At 68.3% G+C, this 14,233-nt stretch carries 16 protein-coding genes; 5 read left to right on the forward strand and 11 right to left on the reverse strand.

Annotated features, from left to right (window positions below):
* Positions 1-82 precede the first annotated feature (82 nt).
* Genes ACFOD4_RS18730 through ACFOD4_RS18750 form a run of 5 tightly spaced genes read right to left on the reverse strand, consistent with a single transcriptional unit; the run spans position 83 to position 2,891 of the window.
* The gene (locus ACFOD4_RS18730; protein ID WP_379598909.1) at positions 83-988 is read right to left on the reverse strand and encodes a polyprenyl synthetase family protein; all 906 of its coding nucleotides are present in this window, start codon (positions 986-988) and stop codon (positions 83-85) included.
* 4 nt (positions 989-992) lie between these two features.
* Complete coding sequence (locus tag ACFOD4_RS18735; RefSeq protein WP_379598911.1) at positions 993-1,241, reverse strand: exodeoxyribonuclease VII small subunit; 249 nt, start codon at positions 1,239-1,241, stop codon at positions 993-995.
* Between the two features lie 21 nt (positions 1,242-1,262).
* Positions 1,263-2,192: a histone deacetylase family protein gene (locus tag ACFOD4_RS18740; protein WP_379598913.1), complete on the reverse strand. Its 930-nt coding sequence runs from the start codon at positions 2,190-2,192 to the stop codon at positions 1,263-1,265.
* The gene (locus tag ACFOD4_RS18745) at positions 2,189-2,452 is read right to left on the reverse strand and encodes a sulfurtransferase TusA family protein (protein ID WP_379598915.1); all 264 of its coding nucleotides are present in this window, start codon (positions 2,450-2,452) and stop codon (positions 2,189-2,191) included. Before ACFOD4_RS18745 ends, ACFOD4_RS18740 begins: the two co-directional genes overlap by 4 nt.
* Before the next feature lie 46 nt (positions 2,453-2,498).
* Positions 2,499-2,891, reverse strand: a complete 393-nt coding sequence (locus ACFOD4_RS18750) for a PH domain-containing protein (RefSeq protein WP_379598916.1) — start codon at positions 2,889-2,891, stop codon at positions 2,499-2,501.
* A 90-nt stretch (positions 2,892-2,981) separates the two neighbouring features.
* Between ACFOD4_RS18750 and ACFOD4_RS18755 the strand changes: the two genes are divergently transcribed.
* Complete coding sequence (locus tag ACFOD4_RS18755; RefSeq protein WP_379598918.1) at positions 2,982-3,884, forward strand: ROK family protein; 903 nt, start codon at positions 2,982-2,984, stop codon at positions 3,882-3,884.
* A 14-nt stretch (positions 3,885-3,898) separates the two neighbouring features.
* On the opposite strand, the gene ACFOD4_RS18760 is transcribed toward ACFOD4_RS18755, so the two are convergent.
* From ACFOD4_RS18760 to dinB, 5 genes are all read right to left on the reverse strand, one after another.
* On the reverse strand, positions 3,899-4,681 hold the full coding sequence (locus tag ACFOD4_RS18760; protein ID WP_379598920.1) for an ABC transporter ATP-binding protein: 783 nt from the start codon (positions 4,679-4,681) through the stop codon (positions 3,899-3,901).
* Positions 4,678-5,721, reverse strand: a complete 1,044-nt coding sequence (locus tag ACFOD4_RS18765; RefSeq protein ID WP_379598921.1) for a FecCD family ABC transporter permease — start codon at positions 5,719-5,721, stop codon at positions 4,678-4,680. The genes ACFOD4_RS18760 and ACFOD4_RS18765 overlap by 4 nt, the downstream gene beginning before the upstream one ends.
* Positions 5,718-6,716, reverse strand: coding sequence for an ABC transporter substrate-binding protein (locus ACFOD4_RS18770; RefSeq protein ID WP_379598922.1), 999 nt, complete (start codon positions 6,714-6,716; stop codon positions 5,718-5,720). The genes ACFOD4_RS18765 and ACFOD4_RS18770 overlap by 4 nt, the downstream gene beginning before the upstream one ends.
* Positions 6,717-6,751: 35 nt before the next feature.
* Positions 6,752-7,132, reverse strand: a complete 381-nt coding sequence (locus tag ACFOD4_RS18775) for a DUF6525 family protein (protein ID WP_379598923.1) — start codon at positions 7,130-7,132, stop codon at positions 6,752-6,754.
* Positions 7,133-7,324: 192 nt separating this feature from the next.
* A complete protein-coding gene (dinB, locus tag ACFOD4_RS18780) occupies positions 7,325-8,401 on the reverse strand; it encodes a DNA polymerase IV (RefSeq protein WP_379598990.1) in 1,077 nt (358 codons plus the stop codon).
* A 206-nt stretch (positions 8,402-8,607) separates the two neighbouring features.
* Here dinB and kdgD point away from each other — a divergent pair, with 206 nt between their 5' ends.
* The gene (gene kdgD / locus ACFOD4_RS18785; protein WP_379598924.1) at positions 8,608-9,543 is read left to right on the forward strand and encodes a 5-dehydro-4-deoxyglucarate dehydratase; all 936 of its coding nucleotides are present in this window, start codon (positions 8,608-8,610) and stop codon (positions 9,541-9,543) included.
* 77 nt (positions 9,544-9,620) lie between these two features.
* Here the strand turns inward: kdgD and ACFOD4_RS18790 are convergent, their stop codons facing one another.
* Positions 9,621-10,379 (reverse strand): HpcH/HpaI aldolase family protein, encoded by a 759-nt coding sequence (locus ACFOD4_RS18790; protein WP_379598925.1) that lies wholly within the window; start codon positions 10,377-10,379, stop codon positions 9,621-9,623.
* Between the two features lie 125 nt (positions 10,380-10,504).
* On the opposite strand from ACFOD4_RS18790, the gene ACFOD4_RS18795 reads away from it, so the two are divergent.
* From ACFOD4_RS18795 to ACFOD4_RS18805, 3 genes are all read left to right on the forward strand, one after another.
* Complete coding sequence (locus ACFOD4_RS18795; protein ID WP_379598927.1) at positions 10,505-11,554, forward strand: metal-dependent hydrolase; 1,050 nt, start codon at positions 10,505-10,507, stop codon at positions 11,552-11,554.
* 309 nt (positions 11,555-11,863) lie between these two features.
* A complete protein-coding gene (locus ACFOD4_RS18800; protein ID WP_379598928.1) occupies positions 11,864-12,733 on the forward strand; it encodes a dimethylarginine dimethylaminohydrolase family protein in 870 nt (289 codons plus the stop codon).
* The gene (locus ACFOD4_RS18805) at positions 12,730-14,124 is read left to right on the forward strand and encodes an FAD-binding oxidoreductase (RefSeq protein ID WP_379598929.1); all 1,395 of its coding nucleotides are present in this window, start codon (positions 12,730-12,732) and stop codon (positions 14,122-14,124) included. Before ACFOD4_RS18800 ends, ACFOD4_RS18805 begins: the two co-directional genes overlap by 4 nt.
* Positions 14,125-14,233 lie beyond the last annotated feature (109 nt).

Here is a 14,233-nt window from a genome sequence, read left to right on the forward strand (position 1 = left end):
AACTGCTCCGCCGAAAAATTCCGCAGGTCCCGCGGCTCCACAACCCGGTCCAGCAACGGCGTCCTCAACTTCCTCTCGGACATCATGACCTCCGGGTGATGGTGTAGGCCGCCAGCATCCGCAGCAGGTCGGCCCGGTCGCCGAAGCTGTCGAGGTGGCGTGCCGCCTGCTCAGCCAATCGCTCCGCCTGCGAGCGCGCGCGATCGAGGCCGAGCAGCCCCACCAATGTCGCCTTGCCCGCGCCTGCGTCCTTGCCCGTGGCCTTGCCGGTTTCCGCGGCGCTGGCGGTCGCGTCCAGGATGTCGTCGGCAATTTGGAAGGCCGCACCAAGCTCCCGCCCATAGGCTGAAAGCGCGTGGCGCTGCTGCACCGGCGCCTTGCCCAGAATGGCACCTGCCTCGGCGGAGAACTCGATCAGCTTGCCGGTCTTCAGCAGCTGCAAGCGGCCAATGGAGGATTCCGTCGCCGGCTCACTGCTGGTTTCGGCCAGCATGTCCAGCATCTGGCCGCCGCACATGCCGCGCGGGCCAGAGGCCTGGGCCAGGCGAAGGCACAGCTCGGCCCTGACGGCGGAATCCGAATGCGTGTCCTCGTGCGCCAGAACGGCGAAGGCGTGGGCCTGCAGCGCATCGCCCGCCAGGATGGCCGTGGCCTCGTCGAAGGCGCGGTGCAGGGTCGGCTTGCCGCGGCGCAGGTCGTCGTTGTCCATGGCCGGCAGATCGTCATGCGCCAGCGAGTAGGCGTGCAGCATCTCGATGGCCGCGGCGACGCGCAAAGCTGAGGTGCGGGACACCCCGAACTGTGCGGCCCCCTCCAGCACCAGGAAGCCGCGCATCCGCTTGCCTCCACCAAGGACCGCGTAGCGCATGGCGGCATAGAGCGGCGCCTCGGGGCCTTCCTCCTGCGGCAGCACGGCGTCGAGCGCGGCCTCGATCTCGGTGACGGAAGCGGCCAGCGCGGCCTTCAGCGGAGCGTTCTCGGTATTCATCGGATCAGTCCAGCTCACGGAGGCCGGTGGCGGTGCCGTCCGGACCGGCGACAATGGCTTGGACCTTGCCCTCGGCCTCGGCCAGCTTGGCCTCACAGTGGCGGCGCAGCAGGGCGCCGCGCTCGTAATCGGCGATGGCTTCTTCCAGCTTGGCTTGGCCGCCCTCCAGCTTGCGCACGATGGCATCCAGCTCGGCGAGCGCATCCTCGAAGGAGAGGGTGGCGACCTCGGGCGGGGTGGGCGTATCGGGCATCGGACAGAAACCTTGCAGGGGTCAGGCGTTCATCAGGGCGCGGAGATGGGCGGCGGCAGAGGCCCCCAGCGCCTGGAGATCATAGCCGCCTTCCAGTGTCGAGACGACCCGCCCGCCGCAGAGCCGGTCCGCCAGGCGGCAGATTTCGGCGGTCACCGCCTCGAAATCCGCCTCGCGCAGGCGCTGCTGGGCCAAGGGGTCGCGCGCATGGGCGTCAAAACCGGCCGAGACGATCAGCAGTTCCGGCCGGAAGGCCGCCACCGCCGGCAGCAGACGCTCGCCCCAGGCCGCGTGGAACTCCTCGGGACCCGCGCCCGGCGGCAGGGTGACGTTGAACACGTTGCCCAGCCCGCGCTCATTGTCATGGCCGCTGCCGGGAAAGCAGGGCCATTGATGAGTGGAGGCATAAAGGAGAGAGGGGTCATCCGCCGCCACCGCCTGGGTGCCGTTGCCGTGATGAACATCGAAATCCAGGATGGCGACGCGCTCCAGCCCATGCGCCGCCTGGGCATGGCGCGCGGCAATCGCGGCGTTGGAGAACAGGCAGAAGCCCATGGGACGGGCAGGCTCGGCATGATGGCCGGGCGGACGCACCGCGCAGAACGCCCTCAGGACCTCGCCCCGGCACACGGCATCCACCGCCGCGATGCCCGCACCCGCCGCACGGAGCGCCGCCTCGGCGCTGCCGGCGGCCATGCCGGTCTCGGCATCCAGGGCGACAAACTCGTCCGCGGGTGGGCGGATGTTGAGGATGGCCCGGACATGGTCCGGGCTGTGGACGCGCATGAGCTGCTCTTCCGTCGCGCGCGGCGCTTCCTCGCGGGGCAGCAGGGCAAATTCCTCGGCGTCCAGCACGCCCAGAACAGCCCTGAGGCGATCGGGGCATTCGGGATGGTCGGGATCGTTCTCGTGGCTCAGGCAGGCGTGGTGCGAAACCAGAAGAACATTCATGCCCCCTCCGCCGGGGGAGCCTTGGGCGGCACGTCCTCGCGCCGGCGCAGGGTGAAGCGGTACAGCCCTGCCGCCTCCGAGAAGGACACCAGTGCATGCCCCGTTTCCCGGCTATAGGCCTGGAAATCCTTCACGCTGGCCGGATCGGTGGCGAGAACGGTCAGGCGCTCGCCCGGCTTCATGCCACGCAGCGCCTTGTTGGCCTTCAGCACCGGCAGGGGGCAGGTCAGGCCCTGCAGATCCAGGGTGGTTTCCTTCATGGGCGGCACAGGAGCATCGTGCTGTCCACCTTGCAAGCCGGCGGGCTCATGCGCCGCGCAGCCGCTCAGCCAGCAGCGCCTGCGCCGCCATGGCTGCACCCGAGCCGCGACGGAACCCGAACTCCAGCGGATCAGCGCCGGAACGGTCCCAGACCTTCAGCTCCTCGTCCAGCTCTGTGGTGCCGCCCGCCTCCACCGAGAAGCGCTGGATGGATTTGTACGGGATGCTGAGGATGGTGGTCTTGGAACCGGTGATGCCCTGCCGGTCCAGCACCATCAGCCGCCAGTCGGTCAGCGCGAAGCCGTCCCGCACGGTGCGGAAAGCAGCCAGCACCTGTTCGCCGGGCAGCAGCGCCTCCGCGAAGCGCGGCCCCAGATCTGCGGGCTCCACCCGCCCGGCATCGCCGGTGACGGCGCCGAGAATACGGCCAAGAACCATGGCGGCGCGCTCCCTCCCGCTGGCATGGGTTTGTTATGCGCCGCCCCCGGCGTCTCGCCAAGCCCGGTGGCGGAACCTATTCTGCACGCCATGAGCATGCGTATCGGCATCGACCTTGGTGGCACCAAGACTGAGATTGTGGTTTTGGACGGATCGGACACCATCCGCCTGCGCCGCCGGGTGCCCACGCCCGGCGTCTACGAGGATGTGGTCGCCATCATGGCCGGGCTGGTGCGCCAGGCCGAGGCGGAGCTGGGCGACACCGGCTCGGTCGGCGTCGGCATTCCCGGGAGCCTCAGCCCGCGCGACGGGCGGGTGCGCAACGCCAATTCGCTGATCCTGAACGGCCGTGCCCTGGACAACGATCTGGCGGTGGCGCTCGGCCGCCCCGTGCGGGTGTCGAACGACGCCAATTGCCTGGCGCTGAGCGAGGCCGCCGATGGTGCGGGGGTCGGACACCGCACCGTCTTCGCGGTGATCCTGGGCACGGGCGTGGGCGGTGGCCTGGTGGTGGATGGACGACTGCTCGAAGGGCCGAACCGGGTGACCGGCGAATGGGGGCATGTTCCCCTGCCCTGGATGACGGCGGCCGAGTTCCCCGGGCCGCGCTGCTGGTGCGGGCTGGATGGCTGCATCGAGACAGTGTTGTGCGGCCCCGCCCTGGCCGCCGACTGGAAAGGCGCGGGAGCACGGGATGCGGCGGGGATCGAGCAGGCCGCCGCGGATGGCGATGCCAGGGCCGAGGCAGCCCTGGCCCGCTATGTTTCGCGCCTGGCGCGAGCCCTGGCGCAGGTGGTGAACATCGCCGACCCGGATGCGATCGTGCTGGGCGGGGGCGCCTCAAACCTTGCACGCCTCTATGCCGAGGTGCCGGGCATGATGGCGCCCTACATCTTCGGCGATTCCCACGATGTTGCGCTTCTGCGCGCGAAGCATGGGGATTCTTCGGGCGTGTTCGGCGCGGCGCGGCTCTGGGACAGGGCGGGCGGCTGAGCAATCGCCGGGCCTCAACCGCCAGGCATCCTCAAGGGAGCCAGAAAGCGGATATGCGGCCTGCGGCTCTGCTGGGAGGTCTCGACGTCCACGGCCACCCCGAACACGGCCTGGATGGTGTCGCGCGTCAGCACTTCCTCGGGCCGACCGGCGCATTGCACCCGTCCGTCTCGCAGCAGCACCAGCCTGTCGCAGAAGGTGGCCGCGAGGTTGAGGTCGTGCAGCGCCACGATGGTGGTCAGGCCCAGGCGTCGGAGCAGGGCTAGGATCTCCAGCTGATGGCGGATGTCGAGATGGTTGGTCGGCTCGTCCAGCAGCAACTCCCGGGGCTCCTGCGCCAGAGCGCGGGCGATCTGGGCCCGTTGCCGCTCGCCGCCCGACAGGGTGTGCCAGGGCTGCTGGCGCAATCCCTCCAATCCAGTCTGCTGCAGGGCCCGCTCCACCGCCGCGTTGTCCGCCGCCGTCCAGGCGGAGAACGGCCCGCGATGCGGGGTGCGCCCCAGCCGAACGATGTCGAGCACGGAAACCGGCGCCTCGGTGGCCGCTTGCTGCTCCACCACGGCGATGCGGCGGGCCAGGGCGGCGCGGCGCTGGGTGGAGAGGTCCTGGCCTTCCAGCGTCACTGCGCCACCGCCGGCGCGGCGCAGCCCGGCCAGCAGCCGCAACAGGCTGGACTTCCCGGAGCCGTTCGGCCCCAGCAGGCCCAGGATGCGGCCTGGGGTGACCTCCAGCGTCACCCCGTCCACCACCATGCGGCCGCCTGCGGACCAGCGCAGCTCGCGTGCCGCGATCGTCATGCTGCGCGCCGGGTTCTGCACAGGATGGCCGCGAAGGCCGGCGCGCCGAACAGCGCCGTCACCACGCCGATCGGAAGGGTTTGCTGCGGCACCAGCGTGCGGGAAAGAATGTCGGCCATCACGGCAAGGATCGCGCCCAGCAGAGCTGCCGCCGGCAACAGGCGGACATGGCAGGGGCCGACCAGGAACCGCGCCGCGTGCGGCACCACCAGCCCCACAAAGCCGACCGTGCCGGCGATGCTGACCAGCACCGCCGTCATTGCCGCCGTCACGCCGAACAGCACCGCACGAATGGCTGGCACGGACACTCCCAGGGCCGCCGCGGCATCCGTGCCAAAGGTGAAGGCGTCCAGCGCCCGCGCCTGCAGCAGGCAGGCCAGCCCGGCCAGTGCCACCACGGGCGCGGCCAGGGCCAGGTCGTCCCAGCGCACGCCGCTGAGGTTGCCCAGCAACCAGAACATGACGCCGCGGGCCTGCTCCGCATCCGCCGCCGTTGCCACGACATAGGCGGTGATGGCGCTGAAGAGCTGGGCCACCACCACCCCCGCAAGAAGGATCCGATCCGTTCCGCCGCCTGCGACCGAGCCCAGCGCGGCCACGGCGGCCAGTGCCAGCAGGGCACCGCCGAATGCCCCTCCCGAAAGCGTCACCGTGGTGCCGCCGAGTCCCAGCACCACAACCGCGACGGCCCCGGCCGAAGCGCCTGCCGAAAGCCCAAGGACGTAAGGCTCGGCCAGCGGGTTGCGCAGCAGGGCCTGCAGCACGGCACCCGCCATGGCAAGGCCGGCGCCGAGAACCGCCGCGAACAGCGCCCGACTCAGCCGGTAGTCCCAGATCACGCCATCCTGGATGCGGCTCACCTCGAAGGCAGTCCCCAGCATCCGGTTGCTGACGACGCGCAGCACGGTAGCGGCGGGCACCCGCATCTCGCCGATCGAGACGGCCAGTGCGATGCCGAGCAACAGCAGCGCCACGGCGCCCAGGGCAAGGCCGGCGCGCACGGCCTGACCATGGCGACCCGGCGCGGCGGCGAGCCTCATGGCGCGGTAGCCGGTCCGGCAATGCCGCGCGCCACAGCCTCGATGCCGTCGATCGTGCGGAGGGTCGGGTTCATGGCCTGGGCGTCGAGCACGATGGTCCGCCCCTCGCGTACCGCGCTCATGCGGCTGGTAACGGGATCGGATGCGAGGAAGCGGCGTTTCGCCTCCACGTCATCGGCAGGAAAGCGGCGCCGCTCCATTCGCGCCAGCACCAGAAAAGCCGGGTCAGCCGCAGCCACCGTTTCCCAGCTGACCGTCGGCCATTCATCTTCGGCCTCGATCACGTTGCGCAGCCCAAGGGTGCGCATGATGTAACCCGCGCCGCCGTTCCGGCCGGCCAGGAAGGCATCCCCCCGCACTTCGCGAGAAGAATACCAGAACACCGCCGCCAGGCCCCGCGCCCCGGAGCCGGCCACGGCCGCGACAGCCTCCGCTTCCCGCCGCTGCAATTCCGCCACCAGCGCCTCACCCCGGTCGGCCACATCGAAGATCGCCGCAAGTTCGCGGATCTCCTGGTGGATGAGCGCCATGGTGAAGGGTTCCCGCCGCACCCCATCGCCGCTGCCGGAATTATCCTTGGCCGCGCAATCGGCGGGCGAGACATAGGTGGGAATGCCAAGATCCGCGAATTGCTCACGCCGTCCCACGCGGCCTCGCGCCCCGACATGCCATTCTAGTTGTGCCGCAACCAGGTCCGGCGAGCGGCCCACCACGGATTCAAAGCTCGGATCGTTCTCCGCCAGCCGGGGGATGCGCGCATTCTCGGCGGCGAATTGCGGCAGCACCGGCCCCACCCAGACCGCGGTGCCGGCGATGCGATCCGCCAGCCCAAGGGAAAGCAGGATCTCGGTGGTGCCTTGCCCGATGGCGACCACCCGCTGCGGCGCCTGGACGAAGGTGACCTCCACCCCGCAATTCCGGAGCGTGAGCGGAAAGCGGGCTGGCTCAGCCGCTCCGGCCGGGAACAACCCGGCACCGGTGAGCAGGACAGCCATCAAGCCGCATCGCCACGAGGGGCGGCAGGAATGCCTCATCGCACCGGCCGGCGCACAGAGTGCCGCGCTTCGCCGGGCGCGTTGCCCGAACCGCGGAGAATGCTGGCCCCGGCGGCGTCGTGCGGCAGTGGCTGGCTGTGCCGGCCCGCATAGGCGGCGGCGAACAGGGAGCGTTCCTGTGCCTCGCATTGGTCGAGGTAGCGCAACAGGCGGCGCTCCGCCCGCTGGCTGCTGCCGGTTTGCCGCCTGAACAGCCGCCAAAGCTTCAGGGCGTTCACCGCCCAGGGGTCATAGGCGTGCTGCTGCAACCGCTGCCTGATGCCTGCCGGCAATGCGTCGAAGCAGGCCCATTCATCTCCCGGCCACCGACGCCAATGCTCCTGCCGCAGGGTGACATTGTTTCCGCCCTGGCCCATGACCAACCCGCACGCGGCGCGCTGCGGGAGGCGGCTGTTCTGGACGGACCCGGGCAAGTTGGCAGGCGCCGGGTGAGGTGGACGGCTGAAGAGCTGCATCAGAAATGTTATGATATAACGTATTGAACCAAGCAAGCCCGCGCCCGGACGCATTCACCCGGTCGCCAGGGCCAAAGGTAGATCTGGCGGCCGTCAGAAATCGAAAGCCATCTGACTTTCGGCGAAGTCTCCCCCGGCGTCGAAGTTGGAAACGCTGACACCCAGCAGGCGCACTTTCTTCGGCAGAGGAAACAGCGCATCCATCAACCCGGCCGCAACCCCTTCGAGTTCCGCGGCGGTGGCAATTGGCCGCAAGGCCGACCGGCTCCGGGTGATCTGCTGAAAATCAGCGAATTTCACCTTGATGGTGACCGTGCGCCCTCGTGCACCGCTCCCCTGGCACCATTCCCAGACCTCGCCGGCCAGAAGCGCCATGCGGTGCCGGATTTCGGCAGGGTCGTCCAGGTCGTGCCCGAAAGTCGTCTCCGAGCCGGATGACTTGCGCGGCCTGTTCGGCACGACGCGTCGATGATCCTCTCCCCGTGCGATGGCATGGAAATGCGCTCCCATCCTGCCGAAATGCCCCTGCAGGAAAGCGAGCGGCATGGATCGAAGATCGCCCCCATTGTGGATCCCCAGCCCCTTCATCTTCGCGGCCGTGGCCGGGCCGATGCCGTGGAACCGGCCGATGTCGAGGCCGGCGATGAAGTCCGGTCCCGCTTCCGGCGTGATCACGAACTGGCCATTGGGCTTGCGGTGGTCCGAGGCAAGCTTGGCCAGGAACTTGTTGTAGCTGACCCCCGCGGATGCGGTCAGCGAGGTTTCGCGAAAGATCCTTTCACGGATTTCCCGGGCGACATGCGTGGCCAGGGCGATGCCCCTGCGGTTCTCCGTCACGTCCAGGTAGGCTTCGTCCAGCGAGAGCGGCTCCACCAGTTCGGTGTAGTCCAGGAAGATCGCCCTGATCCGCTGGGAAATCTCCCGGTATCGATCGAAGCGTGGCCGAACAAACACGAGGTCAGGGCAGAGGCGCAGCGCGCTCCGGGATGGCATGGCGGAGCGGACGCCGAATTTCCGTGCCTCGTAGCTCGCGGCCGCGACCACGCCCCGCTCGCGGGATCCACCAACGGCCACCGGCAGGCCCCGCAGGGACGGATCGTCGACCTGCTCCACCGACGCGTAGAAGGCGTCCATGTCGATGTGAAGGATCTTGCGGATGTCGGTCGGCATGACGGGTGTCGGGCGGCTCCAGGCGCTGGATACAACGCGCATCCTTCATGTGCCACCTGTACGGCCAGGTGCCGGGGCGGCTGCGCCCGATACGGGCGGCGAAGCCCTTCGGAATTTGGCGGGAAGGAAGCAGGGAGCGAAATCCGGCATGGACCACCCCCCGGTCATGGATGTATGATGACCCGACATTACCGGAGGAAAGCCGCATGGCCCTGATGCATCCCAACGACATGGCGAAGACGATCGGCAGCGGCCTGCTGTCCTTCCCCGTGACCCACTTCAAATCCGACTTCACCTATGATGCCACGCCATACCGCGAGCATGTGGGCTGGATGCTGAGCCATGGTCCGGCGGGGCTGTTCGCCGCCGGCGGCACGGGCGAGTTCTTCAACCTGTCCGCCTCCGAGATCGCCATGGTCGTCAAGGACGCGGTGGAGGAAGTGGGCGGCAAGGTGCCCGTCATCGCGCCCTGCGGCATGGCGACCGCCATCGCCAAGGAACTGGCGCAATCCGCCGAAGCCGGGGGCGCCGACGGGCTGCTGCTGCTGCCGAACTATCTGGTGAATTCCGAGCAGGCCGGCCTTGCGGCGCATATCGAGGCGGTGTGCAAGAGCACCAAGCTCGGCGTCATCGTCTACAACCGTGACAACGCCATCCTGAACGAGGACACGCTGGCCGGGCTGTGCGACCGGAACCCGAACTTGGTCGGCTTCAAGGACGGCGTCGGTGACATCGAGCTGATGACCCGCATCTACGCCAAGCTGGGTGACCGGCTGACCTATGTGGGCGGGCTACCCACCGCCGAAACCTTCGCCCTGCCCTATCTGGAGATGGGCGTCACCACCTACTCCTCGGCGATCTTCAACTTCGTTCCCGAATTCGCCAATGATTTCTATCAGGCGGTGCGGGCCAAGGATGCGGCGAAGGTTTATCAGGGCCTGCGAGACTTCGTGCTGCCCTACATCGCCATCCGCAACCGCAAGAAGGGTTATGCCGTCTCGATCGTGAAGGCGGGCTGCACCGCCGTGGGCCGTCCCACCGGCCCGGTGCGCGCCCCGCTGACCGATCTGGATGCGGCCGAGATGGACATGCTGAAGGCGCTGATCGCCAAGCTGCCGAAGGATGTCGCCAAGGCTGCCTGATGCGGAGTGCGGGGAGGCCACGCTTCCCCGCCCTTTTTCACGGCCCGCCGGGTTCACACCTGGCGGGCCGTTTCGCTTCAACCCTTGGCTGTCGCCACCGCCGCCTTGGCGGCGACCAGCAGGATGCCGCTGTCATTCGAGATGGTGGTCAGCTTGAAACCCATGCCGATCATCTTCTTGGCATAGGCTGCCGTGCCGTTGTGCAGGCCAACCGCGATGTTGCGCTTGCCGCACTCGCTCAATACCCGCTCGTAGATCTTCATGATCTCCGGCTCCTCGCGGTCCAGCTTCGGCGCCAGCCCGTAGGACAGGCCGAGATCGGACGGACCAATGTAGACGCCGTCGATGCCCGGCACGTCCAGGATGGACTCCAGATTGTCCACCGCCTCTTTGGTCTCGATCATCGGGATCACCGCGATATCCTTGTTCGCGGTGTCGAAATACGCCCCGGCCTCGCCATAGATGCCGGCCCGGATCGGGCCGAAGGAGCGGGTGCCCTCTGGCGGGTAGCGGCAGGCGGAGACCAGCTGCTTTGCCTCGGCGGCGCTGTTCACCATCGGGCAGATCACACCCATTGCCCCGGCATCGAGCACCTTGCCGATGATGCCGGGCTCGTTCCACGGCACGCGCACCATGGGCGTTACCGGATGCGGCTGCATGCCCTGGAAGCAGGCAACCATCGACAGGTAGTCCTGCACGCCGTGCTGCATGTCGACCGTCACGGAGTCGAAGCCGGCCTGCGCCATCACCTCGGCGCTGTAGCCGCTCGGGATGGCCAGCCACGCATTGACAACCGCGCGCCCTTGAGCCCAGGCGTCCTTGACCTTGTTCACCATTGTCCGTCCATTTCCTCCTGTCCGGTCCGAGGACGCTAGGCCTCTGTTGCCGGGGGGTCAACGCACCGCCAGCGTGACTTTGAGCGCATCACCCCTACATGAGGCCCGAGCTTCGGAGTGACTTCATGGACAGCGTGACCCAGGCCCTGTTCGGCGCCACGGTGGCGGCGGCGGGATTTCACCGCACCCTCGGCCGACGCGTGGTGGTAGCCGGCGCCGTACTCGGCACGGTACCGGATCTCGATGTGGTGGCAGGGTGGATCGGCGACGGCTTTACAAACTGGCGGCACCATCGCGGCATCACCCACTCATTGTTCTTCGGCCCTCTGGTAGGGCCTTTCATCGGCCGCGCCGTGGCTGGGTGGGAAAGTCGACGGCGCGGAGAGGCCGCTCCCGACCCGACGCGTCTGCGGGCCTGGATCTGGCTGTCGGTGCTGGTGCTGCTGACCCACCCGATCATCGATGCCTTCACCAGCTATGGCACGCAGCTTCTGGCGCCCTTCTCGGATCATCGCTTCGCGCTGAACGCCATGCCGATCATCGACCCGATCTACAGCGGGGTGCTGCTGCTCGCCGTCCTGATGGCCGGCTTCAGCCGCCATTCCGAGCGGGCCGTGCCGGTGGCTGGCATGGCGCTGCTCTTCATCACTGCCTGGACGCTGCACGGCTGGGCGCTGGGCGAGCGCACCCAGCGCATGGCCCGTGCGCAGCTCAGCGACCAAGGCATCGTCGCCGGTTCGGTTGAAGCCTATCCGCTGCTGTTCCAACCCTGGCTGCGCCGCATCGTGGCGGAAAGCCCGGACGGCATCCGCATCGGCCGCCATTCCATGCTGGCACCAGGCCCGATCGCCTGGACCCATGTGCCGCAGACCCCGGACCCGCGCTTCGCGGCCGTGGTCGACCTGCCCGAGGCCAGGCTGCTCGACTGGTTCTCGGGCGGGCACACCGCCTGGCGCGTCACGGAGACGGCAGGGGGCGGGAGCACCGTGGAAATCTCCGACACACGCTACGGCATGGGCGGGGCAAGCCTGCTGGGCTTCTGGGGCATCAGCGTTGGTCTGGATGCCAATGGGCAGGTTGCCACGCCCCCCCGCATCTTCAGCCGACGCCCGTCTGCGGATGCGGACTTCCTGGGAACCTTCTGGCGGGATCTGACCCAGGGACCGGGACAGTGACGCGTTCTCCAGGGGCTCGCCCTCCCCCGCCGGGATGGTGGAGCCCGCCGACAACGACGGCCTGTGCCGATGATCCGCGCCAGAGGCCCATGGATTCCGGCAACAGGGCTTCAGCCCCGGCGCCTACCTGATGGTCATGGCGCCGCCCTGATCGTTCCGCTCCAGTGGAACGCGGGTTCCCGGTGGCACGGTCATTCCGGCCGGCGTCCCGGCGGGAAGGTCCAAAGGGGGCAACGCCGTCCCGTGGCCATCGCCTGCGCCTTTTTCACCCCTGGATCGCGCCCGGCGCCGGGCGTAGCTTGCCCGGTCATGTCAAACTGGCGTGTCTCTTCCGAAACGGCTCCACTGCGGGACGTGCTGGTCTGCCCGCCGGATCATTACCGCTGGCTGCCCACCAACAGCATCGCCCGCCGCACCCTGGCCGATGAACGGCAGGCTCCCGCCCCGGCGCATCTGGCGGCGCAGCATGCCGAGCTGGTTGCGGCGTTGCGCGAGGGCGGCGCCACCGTGCATACGCTCCCTCCGGAGCCGCACCTGCCCTACATGGTTTACACGCGCGACAGCGTGGTCGTGACGCATCAGGGCCCGGTGCTGTGCCAGCTCGAACGGCCGCAGCGCCGAGGCGAATATGCCGGGTTGATCGATTTCCATGCCGCCCATGGCAGCGGGTTCTGGCGCAAATCCTCAGCCGGCACGCTGGAGGGCGGAGACATTCACATCATCCGCCCAGGCCTGGCCGTGATCGGCCATTCAGGTGGCCGGACCGACGAGAGCGGGGCGGAACAGCTCGCCGGCTGGCTGCGGGCCGAAGGCTGGGAGGTGCGCCTCGAGCCTTTCGACGAGCATTTCCTGCATCTCGACGTGTTGTTCTGCATGGCAGCACCGGGCCTGGCCGTCGCTTGCACCGATGTGCTGGATGAAGACTTCATCGCCTGGCTGAAGGGCCATGGCATACGCTGCATTCCGGTGCCCTACGGCGACGCCATGCGGCTCGGCTGCAACATCCTGGCATTGGGCAACGGGCGCGTTGTCTCGGCGCGGGGCAGCACCGGGCTGAACGCCGCGCTGCGGGCCGAGGGGCTGACCGTCCTCGACCCGGAACTATCCTTGTTTACCCTGGGGGGTGGCGGGCCGCATTGCCTGACCTGCCCGCTCCTCCGGGAGGAGAAAGAGCCATGACCATCGACACCAACCCCATCGACGCCGTGCTGGCCGCGGCGCGCAGCTTTCTGGGTGAGCGGCTCTCCACCAACAATTCGGTGCGGGAGCAGCACGCGCGCGGCGAGGACGCCAATCCCCCGGTTCTCCCCGACGCCGTCGCCTTTGTGGAAACCACCGAGGAAGTGTCACGGCTGCTGGCATTGTGCAACGCGCATGGCGTGGCGGTGACGCCTTTCGGTGCCGGCACCAGCCTCGAGGGGCATGTGGTGCCGGTGAAGCGCGGCATCAGCCTCGACCTGTCGCGCATGACCGGCATTCTTGAGGTCAATGCGGAGGACATGGATTGCCTGGTCGAGCCCGGCGTGTCCCGCCACCAGCTGAACGACCATCTGCGCGACCAGGGGCTCTTCTTCCCCGTTGATCCAGGCAGCCATTGCAGCCTGGGCGGCATGGTGGCGACCCGCGCCTCGGGCACCAATGCCGTGCTGTACGGCACCATGCGCGAGGCCACGATGGGGCTCGAGGTGGTGCTGGCCGACGGCCGGATCATCCAGACCGGCGGGCGGGCGCGCAAATCCTCCTCCGGCTACGACCTGACGCGGCTCTTCGTGGGATCGGAGGGCACGCTCGGCGTGGTCACCAAGATCCGTCTGCGGCTGCAGGGTATTCCGGAGGCCACCACGGCCGCCGTGTGCCAGTTCGACAGCCTTCAGGCCGCCGTCGAGACGGTGATCATGACCATGCAGGCGGGCGTGCGCGTGGCCCGCATCGAGTTGGCCGATGCCGACCAGATGCGCGCCTCCATCGCCTATTCTAAGCTGCCCTACGAACCGATGCCGACGCTGTTCCTGGAATTCCACGGCAGTCCATCCGGCGTGCGCGAGCAGGCGGAAGCGGTAGAGGCGATCGCTGCCGATATGGGCGGCAAGGGGTTCGCCTGGGCCGAGGATGCCGAGACGCGCAGCAGACTTTGGAAAGCGCGGCACGATGCCTGGTGGGCGGCCAATGCGCTGTATCCGGGCTGCCGCGGCATCACCACCGATGTCTGCGTGCCGATCTCGCGCCTCGCGGAAGCCATTGTCGGTGCCAAGGAACTGGCCGTCGCCGCCGCGCAGAACACTTGCATCGTCGGCCATGTGGGAGATGGAAACTACCACGTTGTCATCCTCTTTCCCGCCGACGACCCGCATGGACTGGAAAAGGCCTGGGCGCTGGACCGCCAGATCGTCGCAGCGGGCCTGGCGCTGGGCGGCACTTGCACGGGCGAGCACGGCGTCGGCCTTGGCAAGCGGGAGTTCCTGGTCGCCGAACATGGCGAGGCGGTGCTGGACGTGATGCGCGGGCTGAAAGCGAGCCTCGATCCGAAGGGTATCCTGAACCCAGGCAAGATGTTCCCCGAACCCGTCTGAGATTTCGCCACACTCCTGAAAATTGTCACGCTCGGTAACGTTCCGCGCGTGACAAAGCCTTCCCCCTCCCGGAATATGCCGCAAAACCGGCACGTTGGGTTCCGCGCCG

The sequence above is a fragment of the Teichococcus globiformis genome (genome assembly GCF_042646265.1).
Classification (GTDB): domain Bacteria; phylum Pseudomonadota; class Alphaproteobacteria; order Acetobacterales; family Acetobacteraceae; genus Pseudoroseomonas; species Pseudoroseomonas globiformis.

Coding starts and splice junctions, on each gene's coding strand:
- dinB (WP_379598990.1), bottom strand. CDS start 8,401: ATGCCGACCGACATCCGCAAGATCCTTCACATCGACATGGACGCCTTC.
- ACFOD4_RS18795 (WP_379598927.1), top strand. CDS start 10,505: ATGGACAGCGTGACCCAGGCCCTGTTCGGCGCCACGGTGGCGGCGGCG.
- ACFOD4_RS18750 (WP_379598916.1), bottom strand. CDS start 2,891: ATGGTTCTTGGCCGTATTCTCGGCGCCGTCACCGGCGATGCCGGGCGG.
- ACFOD4_RS18745 (WP_379598915.1), bottom strand. CDS start 2,452: ATGAAGGAAACCACCCTGGATCTGCAGGGCCTGACCTGCCCCCTGCCG.
- ACFOD4_RS18740 (WP_379598913.1), bottom strand. CDS start 2,192: ATGAATGTTCTTCTGGTTTCGCACCACGCCTGCCTGAGCCACGAGAAC.
- ACFOD4_RS18765 (WP_379598921.1), bottom strand. CDS start 5,721: ATGAGGCTCGCCGCCGCGCCGGGTCGCCATGGTCAGGCCGTGCGCGCC.
- ACFOD4_RS18760 (WP_379598920.1), bottom strand. CDS start 4,681: ATGACGATCGCGGCACGCGAGCTGCGCTGGTCCGCAGGCGGCCGCATG.
- ACFOD4_RS18805 (WP_379598929.1), top strand. CDS start 12,730: ATGACCATCGACACCAACCCCATCGACGCCGTGCTGGCCGCGGCGCGC.
- ACFOD4_RS18730 (WP_379598909.1), bottom strand. CDS start 988: ATGAATACCGAGAACGCTCCGCTGAAGGCCGCGCTGGCCGCTTCCGTC.
- ACFOD4_RS18800 (WP_379598928.1), top strand. CDS start 11,864: ATGTCAAACTGGCGTGTCTCTTCCGAAACGGCTCCACTGCGGGACGTG.
- ACFOD4_RS18770 (WP_379598922.1), bottom strand. CDS start 6,716: ATGGCTGTCCTGCTCACCGGTGCCGGGTTGTTCCCGGCCGGAGCGGCT.
- kdgD (WP_379598924.1), top strand. CDS start 8,608: ATGGCCCTGATGCATCCCAACGACATGGCGAAGACGATCGGCAGCGGC.
- ACFOD4_RS18775 (WP_379598923.1), bottom strand. CDS start 7,132: ATGGGCCAGGGCGGAAACAATGTCACCCTGCGGCAGGAGCATTGGCGT.
- ACFOD4_RS18735 (WP_379598911.1), bottom strand. CDS start 1,241: ATGCCCGATACGCCCACCCCGCCCGAGGTCGCCACCCTCTCCTTCGAG.
- ACFOD4_RS18790 (WP_379598925.1), bottom strand. CDS start 10,379: ATGGTGAACAAGGTCAAGGACGCCTGGGCTCAAGGGCGCGCGGTTGTC.
- ACFOD4_RS18755 (WP_379598918.1), top strand. CDS start 2,982: ATGAGCATGCGTATCGGCATCGACCTTGGTGGCACCAAGACTGAGATT.